Here is a 10,940-nt window from a genome sequence, read left to right on the forward strand (position 1 = left end):
CTGCCAGTACTACTCTGCGGACCGCGCGAGGATCACCGCGCGGGCGGCCAGGTGCAGAGCCAGCCGCTCGTCCGGGCGAGACAGATCGACGTGCAGCAGCTGCTCGATCCGGCTGATCCGCGCGGCGACGGTGTTCCGGTGGATTCCCAGCACAGTCGCGGTTTCGGCGAGGGCAGACTCGGCGTCGAGGTACGCGGCGAGCGTGCGGATCAGGTCCCCGGGCGCCGAGACCAGCGGGGCGAGCAAAGCGCGCGCGGCGGGCTCGAAGGTGTCTGTGCGGGTCCATTCCAGGAGCAGCTGGGCCATGCCGAGTTGGTCTACGTGCAGGAAATGCCCGGTCTCCGGGCGGGTCGCGGCGAGACGGGCGGCGTCGGTGGCTTCGGCGACTGTCGCGGTGAGACCGTCGGCGTGCGGGCGGCCAACGCCGAGGTGGGCGTCGAGCGTGCGGCGCAGGCTGCGATGCACGGCGCGCAGCCGCGCGGACAGTGCTCGGACTCGTTCCGCGGTCGGTTCCTGCTCGAAGGTGACCCAGCCGGTCCAGCCCTCGCCGTGTTCTACGGTGACCGCGTCGATCGATTCCGCGCGAAGAGCACGGACTACTTCCTGGGTGCGGGAAACGGTGTCGACGTCCGCGGGCACGCCGATGCGCAGGCCGACGTGCCAGCCGCCGAGTCGCCAGCCCGCGTCGGCGGCACGGCGGCGCAGGTCGGCGCCGGGTTCGGTGTCGTGGCGCAGCAGGTCGCCCAGCAGAGCGGACCGGGAGCGGGCGTCGCGTTCCAGTTCCAGGCGGTGGGCCAGCAGCCAGCGCTGCACGGCACCGGCGGCAACGGCCAGCGTCGCCGCGGCGACGTCCGCGCGCGAAGCTTTCGTGCCAGTCAGCTCGGCGGCCAGCCACACCGATGGCTGCGGCAGCACAGCCGGGTGCGCGAGCAGGACGCCATCGGGCAGGGTGACGCGTTGCGGGACCGGCTCGTGCACGCGGACCCGCGAGGCCTCGGCGAGTTCTCCGGCGAGCACCTCGCCGCGGTCGTCGAGGACGGCGACGGGGGCGTCCAGCAGCCGCCGCAGCACGGTCACGATTTCTTCCGGCGGGCGCAAGCGCTCCCCTAACGCCCGGTGCGCGGCGAGCACCGCGTCCGCGCGGTCGATGTCCGGAGCGGCCAGCGCGAGACGGGCGGCCACGAGCAGATCGAGTGGATCGGCGGACGTGACCAGCAGCGGCACCGACAGCCGTTCGGCCAGAAGCCGGGACGCGGCAAGCGGTTCGGCTCCGGGGAGCAGAACTCCGGCGGCTCCCGCGTCGGCGCACCGGCGCAGGAGTGCGTCGATCTGCCAGTCGGAACCGAGCGGGCGGACGATCACCACCAGTTCGCCGGGAGCGGGGGAGCCCGAGGCGTCCAGCACGGCTTTGACTGTCGCCAGTGGACGGTCCAAACCGGACTCGCCGGAGCACACCCGGACCAGACCGGACCAGGCGGGCAGAGCGAGCAGCTGACGGAGAATCACCGGACTGCCACCGGATCGCAGTCGATTCCGTACGCGCGCGGTTCCAGCAGCGGGCGGCGGCGCGGATCGGTCCAGAACGGCGACGCGGCGAGGCACACGACGTCCACCTCCACCCCGGCCCGGATCGTGTCGCACTGCAGCGGGACGCCGGTGCGGCGGTCGAGCACCGACAGAACGTCCGGAGTGGACGCCACCGGCAGCCCGTCCCGCAGCGCCAGCAGGTACTCGTTCTCCATCTCCAGCCGCAGCAACGCGCCGTCGCGGTGGTCGGTCAGCGTCGCCGAGCCGCGGCCGAAGCCGGGGTGTCCGTGCTGGCCGGGGCCGAGATGCCGGGACACCTCCAGCACCCGGCCGCGGGCGAGGACCTGGCCGTCGAGGGCGGTTTCCAGCGCGGCGAGGTCCGGGCTCTCCCCCGCGGCGAGCACGCGGGCGCCGAGGGCGAGCGCCTCGCCCGTCGTGCCGGGGACAGCGTGTTCGGCCAGTTCGCCGGCCGGGATCGGCGCGAGCGCGATCACCGCCCAGCCGCCGGAGCTGGCCAGGAACGCGCGCACCCCGTTCTCGACCACCGAATCGGCCGCGGCGGCGAGCACCACCACCCGGCCGCCGGGTTCGGCCAGCGCCGCCGGGGCGACGCCGCGGCCGGTCGCGGCGACCGAGAGCTGGTCGAGCCGCGGCAGCCCGCGGCCGGACAGGTCCGCGTCCACGCAGGCCAGCCCCAGCTCCTCGGCGACCACCAGCGGCAGCAGGCCGTTGAGCCCGCCGATCTCGATGGTCATCAACGCCTGCGCGCGCTGCCCGGTCCAGCGTTCGATCGCCGCGATCGCCGAGGCGAACTCGTCGCCGCTGGGCAGTTTCTCGGCGAACGCGGCGGTCGCGCCGACGATCCCGACCGGGACGACCAGGGTGTCCGGCGGCACGTCGGCGATCCGGTGCACGAGGGGTTCGCGGCCGGATCCGGTCAGCCGCCGCAGCAGCACCGCCGCGGTGACGGTGTCCCCGCCCCCGCCGGACCCGAGCAGCGCGACGCCGCGTTCGAGTGCCGGCACGTCCGCGGCGGTGATGCGCATGGCTGGTCAGCGTATCAGCGGAAGCTGTAGCCGCCGTCCGGATACAGCGTCGAGCCGGTGGTGTAGGTGCTGGTAAACAGGTACAGCACGGCATCGGCCACTTCGGACTCCCGGCCGACGCGGTGCAGCAGGGTGTCCGCCCGGTACTGCGCGAAACTCGCCTCCCGCGCGGCGGCCGGACGCCCGGCCCAGAGGTTCCCGTCGATCGTGCCCGGCGACACGACGTTCACCCGGACTGGGGCCAGTTCCACCGCGAGGCCGCGGCCGAGACCCTCGATCGCCGCGTTGCACGCGATGTACGCCGGGGCCGCGGCGGGTGGGCGCACGCTCGCGACGCCGGACATCAGCACCACCGAAGCGTCGTCCGACAGCTTCGGCGCGGCGTGTTTCACCGCGTGGTACTGGCCCCAGAACTTCGTGACGAACGGGCTTTCCGCCTCCTCGTCGCTCAGGTCCCGCATCGGGCCGACGGTGTAGGACGCGGCGGGCGTGAACAGGTGGTCGACCCGGTCCAGCGCGCCGAAGAACTCGGCCAGCGACGCCTGCTCGGTCGTGTCCACCGCCTGCCAGGTCGCGGTCGGGCCCAGTTCCGCCGCCGCGGCCCGCAGTTTGTCGCCGGTGCGGCCGCCGAGGTGGACGAGCGCGCCCGCCGCCGTCGCGCGCCGGGCGACCTCCAGGCCGATCCCGGAACCGCCGCCGAGCACCACGACCACCCGGCCGTCGAGCGAAGTCACGAAGCCACCTCCACGGGGACGAAATCGTGCGCCAGCCCGAACGCCGCCGGGCCGAACGTGGCCAGCGCTTCCGGGGTGCGCATGAGCGGCGGCGTCGAGATCCCGACCACGGTGACCCGCTGGCCGTAGCGCAGCGTTTCGGTGGTGATCGGCTCGGCGGATTCCGCCTCCAGCACGCAGACCAGGTCCGGCACGAGACAGCGCACGGCGCCGTCGACGAGCGCGACCAGGTTTTCGTTCTGGAACAGGATTTCCAGCTTGTGTTCGCCGTCGAAGGACACCACCGCGGCGCGGCCGCGGGCGAATCCTTCCTCGGTCCGGCGTTCCACATCGGACACTTTGCCGCGGAACAACACGCGCAGATGCGAGTACAACGTGTCGCTGAGCGCGGTCGCCAAGGCGGCCACCGGATCGGCGTTTTCCTGACGGGCAAGGCGAATCGCCCGGCCGACGCTCAGCGCGAGCGAAAGCGTCCGAGGCACCGCGGTGCGTTTCACGTCCGCGCCGCTCATCGAGTACTCGGCGATATGCGCGACACCGCCGAGCCGGATGGTGATCCCGCGCGCGAGCCATTCCATCCGGCGGTTGTCCGCACCGGTGTCGATCACCGTGGTTTCGCCGCGCTCCCCCGCGATCCCCATCGGCGAACCGGGGACGCCGTACACGCCGAAGGTCTCCATCTGCAGCTCCGGGAACGCCCGGCCCATGCCGTCGGCGTCGACCACCGGCAGCCCGAGCCGCGCGCCGACGACCAGCGGGATCATCGAGTTGATGCCGCCGCATTCGATCGGCATGGTCGCGTCGGCCTTCGCGCCGAGGTGTTTTTCCAGCGCCCGCAAGGCAAGTTCCGGTTCTGTGCCGTTCGGGAGCTTTTCGTGCACGACGGTCGGGGCGCCCATTTGCGCGGTCGGGATCACGAGGGCGTCGTCGTCGAGGTCGTCCGGATCGAGCACGGTGACCGGTCCGTATTCACGGATCGCCTCGCGGACCAGCAGCCGCCCGACGTACGGATCGCCGCCGCCACCGGTGCCGAGGACGGCCGCGCCGCGGGCGAGGTCTTCGAGGTGGTCTTCGGTCAGGACCCAGCTCATCCGACTACCCCGATCGGGTCCAGGTCGTAGCCGAAGTACCGTGGACCGGCCAGCGCGATGCCTTCCGGGGTGTGCCAGCGCGGGTCCGCCGGGGCGGCGATCACCGTCACTCGCTGGCCGTAGCGCAAGCCCTCGGTCGTGACGGCCTCGCCGGACTCGCGGTCCAGGGTGCAGATGAGGTCCGGCACCGAAGCACGCACCTCACCGTCCACTTCGGCCACCAGGTGCTCGTTCTGGAACCGCAGCAGCATTTCGGCCCCGGTGTCACCGTCCATTCCGGACAACCGGGCCTCGCCGCGGGCGAACCCGGTGACCGTGCGGCGGGCGACGTCCACGACTTTGCCGCTGAACAGCGTCCGGCCGCGCAGCCGTGCCACGACGCGATCCACCGGGTTTCCGTGCGCCTCGCGGGCCTGCCGCACGAGCGCGCCGAGTTCCGCGCAAAGGGTGAGCGTGCCCGGCACCATCGCTTCCCGCGCTTGCGCGCCGGACATCGCGTAGTTGCTGATCATCGCCGAGCAGCCCATGTCGATGGTCGCAGACCGGGCCAGCCGCTCCGCCCAGTGATTGTCCACAGTGTCCAGTACGCCGCGGTTGCCCTTCTCGTCCGCGATGGACATCGGGGTCGCGCGGATTCCGTACAGGGTCGGCAAAACCATCTGCAGCTCCGGAAACGCCCGGCCCATGCCGTCCGCGTCCACGAGCGGCAGACCCAGCTGAGCCGCCGCGACAACCGGGATCAGCGAGTTCACGCCGCCCGCTTCGGCGCACGCGATGTGGGTGAGTTCTTTGCCCAGGTAGGTGGCCAGCGTCCGGGCGGCGAGGCCGACCTGTTCGGCGGACGGCAGTTTCTCCACCATCACCGTCGGCGCACCCATCATCGCGACCGGCAGCACCACGGCGTCGTCGTCCAATTCGGACAGTGCCACCAGCGGAACCGAACCGTGCTCGCGGACCGCGGAGTGCGCCAGCAGCCGTCCGATGTACGGGTCTCCCCCGCCGCCGGTGCCGAGAATCGCCGCGCCGCGCGCGATGTCGTCCAGATCGTGCTCAGTGATCTCAGCCATCGTTCACGCCCCCAGCTGCAAATCGCCGACCGCCTTGACCCGGATCCGGGTGGCGTTGCCGGGCAGGTACGGGATCGGCACCTCGTCGAAGTCGACGATGCCGACGGACGCCGGGCTTGCCCCGGCCGCCACCGCGCGGTCGACGGCTTCCTGCTTCGCCTCGTCCACCACGGCTTCCCGGCGGCCGGGCTCGACCACGTACACCCGGTCGACCTCGCCGCCGATCTGCGCGATGGCCGCGCCGATCGCGTTGGCCACCGCGTAATGGTCCGGCCTGCGAACCTCGCCGGACCCGGCCAGCTCGTCCGGCAGCAGCACCGAACCGCCGCCGACGGCGACCACCGGGAGCGGCTCGGACGAGGTGCGCATCCGGTCCACGACGTCGGAAACGTCCGCGGCGATCCGGTCCAGCGCCGCCTTCACGAAATCCCGGTCGAGGTGCGCGACCAGCGACGGGTCGCCGATCTCGGCCCGTCCGGCGGCGACCGCGATGTCCGTGGCGGTCAAGGTGTCTCCGCCGAACACGAGCGCCTTCGAGGTCAGCTCGTAGCCGACGGAATCCGGTCCGACGGTCACGCCCGACGCGTCGCCGCGGACCCGGCTGCCGCCGCCGATGCCGATGGAAAGGACGTCCGGCATCCGGAAGTTCGTGCGGATCCCGGCGACGCTCACGTCCGTGGTCGCCTCGCGCGGGAAACCCTGCCGCAGCACGCCGACGTCGCTCGTGGTGCCGCCGACGTCGACCACCGCGCAGGTGTCCAAACCGGACAGCACCGCCGCGCCGCGCATCGAGTTCGTCGGTCCGGACGCGAAGGTCGCCACCGGATAGCGGCGGGCGAAGTCGACGTCCATCAGCGTGCCGTCGTTCTGGCTCAGATACAGCGGAGCGGTGATGCCCGCGCCGGTCACCGACGCGGCCAGACCGTCCACGATGTGCGCCGCCAGCTCGCGCAGCGCGGCGTTGATGACCGTCGCGTTTTCCCGCTCCAGCAAGCCGATCCGGCCGATCTCGTGGGACAGCGAGATCGCGACGTCCGGCAGCTGCGAGGAGATGATCTCCGCCGCCCGCGCCTCGAACTCCGCGTTAACCGGCGAGAACACCGAGGTGATCGCGACACTGCGGACCCCGGCCGCGCCCATGTCTTCGGCGGCCTTGCGCAGCTCGCTCTCATCCAGTTCAGCGATGTGCCTGCCGTCGAATTCGTGGCCGCCGTGCACCAGGTAGCTGCGCCCGGACACCGCGTCGACCAGCCGCTGCGGCCAGTCCACCATCGGCGGCAGCGACGCGCCCGCGGGCAGACTGAGCCGCACCGCCGCGGTCGGGGCCAGCCGGTGCGCCTCGACGAGAGCGTTGATGAAGTGCGTGGTGCCGATCATCACCGCCCGCACCGCGGCCGGGTCGAACGCCCGCTGCCGCTGCAGCCCGTCGATCGCGGCGACGATGCCCGAGGTGACGTCCTCGGTGGTGCTGGTCTTGATCGAGGCGAGCACCTCGCGGCCGTCCAGCAGGACCGCGTCGGTGTTGGTGCCGCCGACGTCGATGCCGATGCGCACGGAAACTCCTTCCAGGTCGGGGAAATCAGGCGGCCGGAGCCGGTTCGGCGTCCGCGGTGGCGCTCGTGCCGACCCCGCGGACCAGGCCGAGCTTCCCGGCGGCCACATACAGAACGAAAGCGACGACGAGCGAGTTGATGCTGGGCAGCCCCCAGTCGACGAACTCGCCGAACACCGCGGCGGCGATCCAGACGACGATCGTCGCGGGCACCCACACCGGGGCGTCGGCGGGCACCGAGCCGCGAGCGCGGGCGGCGTCCAGGGCGCCGCGCCACTGCTTCACCACGAAGTACTCGGCCACCATGATCCCGGCGATGGGCGGGAACGCGACCCCGAGCACGGTCAGGAAATCGGTGAACTTCGACAGGATCCCGGCCGCGGCGAGCACGCTGCCCACCAGCCCGAGCACGGCGGTGACCAGGCCGCGGTGCGCCCGCTTCCCGGACACGGTGCCGATGAAGTTCACGACGCCGAGGCCGGACGAGTACAGGTTCCAGTCGTTGATCTTCATCGTGCCCGCGATGACGATCAGCAGCCCGACCCAGCCGACCGACGACGTGACGATCGTGGTGATCTGCGCCGTGCCGACCGCGTGCGCGAGCAGCACGCCGGCCAGGCCGATCACGTACTCGCCGAGCGTGACGCCGACGAGGGTCTGCTTGACGACGTCGCCGGTGGTGCGGTTGAACCGGGTCATGTCCGGCGTGATCACCGCGCCGACGATGAACCCGCCGGCGACCAGCGTGGTGCCCTGCAGCAGGGACAGCGGCGGGCCCGGCGGCGCGGACGCCACGAGCGAGCCGAGGTCGTGCCGGGTCAGCTCGGAGACCACCGACCAGCCGACCAGGATCAGGAACGCGGGCACCATCAGGTAGGCCGTCCACGCCATCGAGTGAAAGCCGCGGACCACGATCGCGGTCACCGCCAGGCCGAACACCAGCGCCCAGCCCCATTCCGGCAGGCCGCCGACCAGCGCGGCGAGGCCTTGGGCGGACACCGCGGACTGGATGCCGAACCAGCCGATCAGGCTGATCCCGATGGCCAGCCCGATGAGCGCCGAACCGCCGCGGCCGAAGCCGGTCCAGCGCGCGATCATCGAGGTGGTCAGGCCCTCGCGGACGCCGATCACGCCGACGAGGATCGTGATCAGTTCGAGGATGACCGAGCCGAGCGTGAACGCGAGCACGGCGTTCCCGAAGCTCATCCCGAAGCCGATCGTGGCGCCGAGCAGGAACTGCGACAGCGCGGAAACCTGGCCGAACCGCTGCACGGCGACCGACCACCACGAGTAGCGGGCGGAATCGGGCACCCTGGTCAGCGCGTAATCGTCGACACCGACAGCCGAGGCCATGGCGACCTCCTCATCCTGGAGGGGAACGGGTTCCCAGCACCGTAAGCAGCAGCTCCGGCGAGGTCACCGTGCGATCCGCACAGCCTGGGCGGCCCGAGTGTGCGAAGCGCACTCTTACCCGACCAAGGCGTGGACAGCCTCGTATGCGAACGCTGCCGCGCCGACGCCTGCCGCGATGCTGACGACCACGTTCGCCGCCGCGGCGAAGTATGACTGGCGTTCGACCAGCCGGACGGTTTCGTAGCTGAATGTGCTGTACGTCGTCAGCGCGCCGCAGAAGCCGGTGCCGAGCAGCGAATAGACCGCCGCGGGCAGCGCGGTCCCGGCGCCGGCGAGGCCGCCGAGCAGGACGCAGCCGACCAGGTTGACGGTGAACGTGCCCCACGGGAACAGGCTCTGGTGCCGGGACTGGACGGCCCGGTCGGTCAGGTACCGCATCGGCGCTCCGACCGCGGCTCCGAGGAAAACGAGGAGGACGGTCATCGGACAGCCACCTTCACCGGGACCAGCTTGCGGGTGATCGCGTGTCCCAGCAGGACGGCGAGCAGCGCGGCGGCGAGCGTTCCGCCGAGGTAGGCGAAGGCGAGCGGCACGGTGTCGGGCTGGAGCAAGTTGCGCGCTTCGACCGCGTACGTGGAGAAAGTGGTGAAGCCGCCCAGCACGCCGACGCCGAGGAACGGCCGCACCAGCCGGTGCGCCGACCACGCCTCGGTCACCAAGACCATGAGCACGCCGATGAGGAAACACCCGGCGACGTTGGTCCAGAACGTCGCCCAGGGGAAGCCGTTCGTGCCGGTGGGCAGGGCTTGGGCGAGACCGTAGCGGGCCAGTGCGCCGAGCCCGCCGCCGAGCGCGATCACGCCGAGCACCGACACGTGGTGCCGGACGAGTTCGCGTTGCTGTGCTGGATCGCGGAGGTCGACGTCGGGGTCGAGAGGTTCTTCGGGCACAGTCTTCTCGGGCACGGTCTTCTCCTACTCCACGGACACCGGGGTCACCGTTCGAGTAGGGACTGTTGGCGGCCTCGGCCGCGGTTGCCCGGGCGATTCCCGGAACGGCGAGCCCCACCGCCGCGTGTATGCGAGCCTACCCGATCAGTTTCCCGCCTCCCGCAACGCGGTCAGCGCCGGACCGAACATAGTGGACTTGATCGCGCCGAGCGTGCCTCGGTCCTTTCCCGCCAGCGGCGCGACTCGTTCGATCGCCGCCGTGCGCAGGTCGTCCAGCGCGGCCGTCGCGTCGACCAGGCCGAGCGCTTTCGCTTGCGGACCGCCGAAGCGGCTCCCGGTGGTCATCGACGCGACCGCGGCGGCCGGGGTGAGCTTCCCTTGGACGAGCGCGGCCATGCCCGGGGTGAACGGGAGGTTGAGGTCGGCTTCGGGAAAGCAGAAGTAGCCGCGATCCTCGCGCATGATGCGGAAATCGTGCGCCATCGCGAGCATCGCGCCGCCGCCGAAGGCGTGCCCGTTGACCGCGGCGATGGTCGGGACCGGAAGCGCGAGCACGCGGGCGAAGAGTTCGTGGATGCTGGCGACGTACTTCCCGGCGTCGTCGGGGTGGCTGGTGAGCCAGTCGAGGTCGAGGCCGTTCGAGTAGTACTTGCCGCTGCCGATCGTGACGAGCGCGGCGGGTTCTTTGCCCGCGGTGACGGTGTCGAGATGAGCGTGGACTTCTTCCAGCCACGATGGGGCGAAACGGTTTTCGTCGGCGCCGAAGTCGAGCACGTGGACGGCGCCGGTGGTGGTGAGAGTGGGCATCTCAGTCCTTTCTGGACTTCTTGGGCGGTTCGAGGGCGAGGATCGCGCGGACTGCCGCGGCGAGCCGGGCGCGACTGTCCGCACTGGCCGGTCCGGTGGCGAGTTCGCGGCGGAGCAGGGCGGTCGGGAGGTCCACGACGCAGGCGGTGATGACCTCGACCGCCTGGCCGTCGCCGCGGTTCCAGAGCTGACGGGCGAGGCGGACCAGGAGATGGACGAGGCGTTTGTCCAAGGCGTGCAAGGCTTCCGCTACGTCGTCGGGAAGCTGCGGACCCAGGACTCGGTGCGACGGGACGGTGATCATCATGCGCGCGGCGTCGGGGCGGGCGTCGGCGACGACGGCGGAGGTGCCGGCTGCCGCGACTACTGCTTCGACCGGGCCGGACGCCTCGTCGATCAGCCGTTCTTGTTCGTCGAGGAAGAAGGTGGCGGCGCGCAGCCAGGTCCGGCCGATCAGGGCGGGGAGGTTGGTGAAGGAGTGGTAGATCGTGCTGTTCGGGACGCCCGCTTCCTGCGCGAGCCGCCGGACGGTGAGCGCCTCGGGGCCAGCGTCGGCGATGAGGCGCTCGGCGACGTCGAGAATCAGCTCGGGGTCGTGGATCCGGGGGCGGGGCATGGACCCGAGGGTAATGGAGCGCGTGCTCCAAAACTAGGGCGGGGTGATGGGCGACTCAGGTCTCGTGAGCGCTCATGCCGGTTCTAACCGGCATGAGCACTCACGAGACCGCAAGCGAGGAGTCGCCACCGGACCAGCCTCTCCGGGGCGCTGCTCGGGCGTTGTGAGTGTTCGCGCCGGTTAGAACCGGCGCGAAC

General features: G+C 71.4%; 11 protein-coding genes. All 11 read right to left on the reverse strand.

The genetic code is table 11. The features are described from left to right. Window positions 1-9 precede the first annotated feature (9 nt). The gene (locus ACZ63D_RS30255) at window positions 10-1,506 is read right to left on the reverse strand and encodes a helix-turn-helix domain-containing protein (protein ID WP_465357758.1); all 1,497 of its coding nucleotides are present in this window, start codon (window positions 1,504-1,506) and stop codon (window positions 10-12) included. Then, window positions 1,503-2,573, reverse strand: a complete 1,071-nt coding sequence (locus tag ACZ63D_RS30260) for a DUF917 domain-containing protein (protein WP_465357759.1) — start codon at window positions 2,571-2,573, stop codon at window positions 1,503-1,505. Before ACZ63D_RS30260 ends, ACZ63D_RS30255 begins: the two co-directional genes overlap by 4 nt. A gap of 14 nt (window positions 2,574-2,587) precedes the next feature. Further along, the gene (locus ACZ63D_RS30265; RefSeq protein ID WP_465357760.1) at window positions 2,588-3,307 is read right to left on the reverse strand and encodes an SDR family oxidoreductase; all 720 of its coding nucleotides are present in this window, start codon (window positions 3,305-3,307) and stop codon (window positions 2,588-2,590) included. Then, entirely contained in the window at window positions 3,304-4,398 is a 1,095-nt protein-coding gene (locus ACZ63D_RS30270; RefSeq protein ID WP_465357761.1) for a DUF917 domain-containing protein, read from the reverse strand. The genes ACZ63D_RS30265 and ACZ63D_RS30270 overlap by 4 nt, the downstream gene beginning before the upstream one ends. Then, window positions 4,395-5,465 (reverse strand): DUF917 domain-containing protein, encoded by a 1,071-nt coding sequence (locus ACZ63D_RS30275; protein WP_465357762.1) that lies wholly within the window; start codon window positions 5,463-5,465, stop codon window positions 4,395-4,397. The genes ACZ63D_RS30270 and ACZ63D_RS30275 overlap by 4 nt, the downstream gene beginning before the upstream one ends. A 3-nt stretch (window positions 5,466-5,468) precedes the next feature. Next, window positions 5,469-7,019, reverse strand: a complete 1,551-nt coding sequence (locus ACZ63D_RS30280; RefSeq protein WP_465357763.1) for a hydantoinase/oxoprolinase N-terminal domain-containing protein — start codon at window positions 7,017-7,019, stop codon at window positions 5,469-5,471. Between the two features lie 25 nt (window positions 7,020-7,044). Further along, on the reverse strand, window positions 7,045-8,370 hold the full coding sequence (locus ACZ63D_RS30285) for a purine-cytosine permease family protein (protein ID WP_465357764.1): 1,326 nt from the start codon (window positions 8,368-8,370) through the stop codon (window positions 7,045-7,047). Between the two features lie 114 nt (window positions 8,371-8,484). Beyond that, complete coding sequence (crcB, locus tag ACZ63D_RS30290) at window positions 8,485-8,853, reverse strand: fluoride efflux transporter CrcB (RefSeq protein WP_465357765.1); 369 nt, start codon at window positions 8,851-8,853, stop codon at window positions 8,485-8,487. Then, window positions 8,850-9,335, reverse strand: coding sequence for a fluoride efflux transporter CrcB (gene crcB, locus ACZ63D_RS30295; RefSeq protein ID WP_465357766.1), 486 nt, complete (start codon window positions 9,333-9,335; stop codon window positions 8,850-8,852). Before crcB (ACZ63D_RS30295) ends, crcB (ACZ63D_RS30290) begins: the two co-directional genes overlap by 4 nt. A gap of 129 nt (window positions 9,336-9,464) precedes the next feature. Continuing rightward, on the reverse strand, window positions 9,465-10,127 hold the full coding sequence (locus ACZ63D_RS30300; RefSeq protein ID WP_465357767.1) for an enoyl-CoA hydratase/isomerase family protein: 663 nt from the start codon (window positions 10,125-10,127) through the stop codon (window positions 9,465-9,467). A gap of 1 nt (window position 10,128) precedes the next feature. Continuing rightward, window positions 10,129-10,743 carry a TetR/AcrR family transcriptional regulator gene (locus tag ACZ63D_RS30305; protein WP_465357768.1) on the reverse strand — a complete coding sequence of 205 codons (615 nt, stop codon included), beginning with the start codon at window positions 10,741-10,743 and terminating at the stop codon, window positions 10,129-10,131. Window positions 10,744-10,940: the final 197 nt, after the last annotated feature.

It is taken from the genome of Amycolatopsis sp. NPDC104775 (assembly GCF_055583325.1).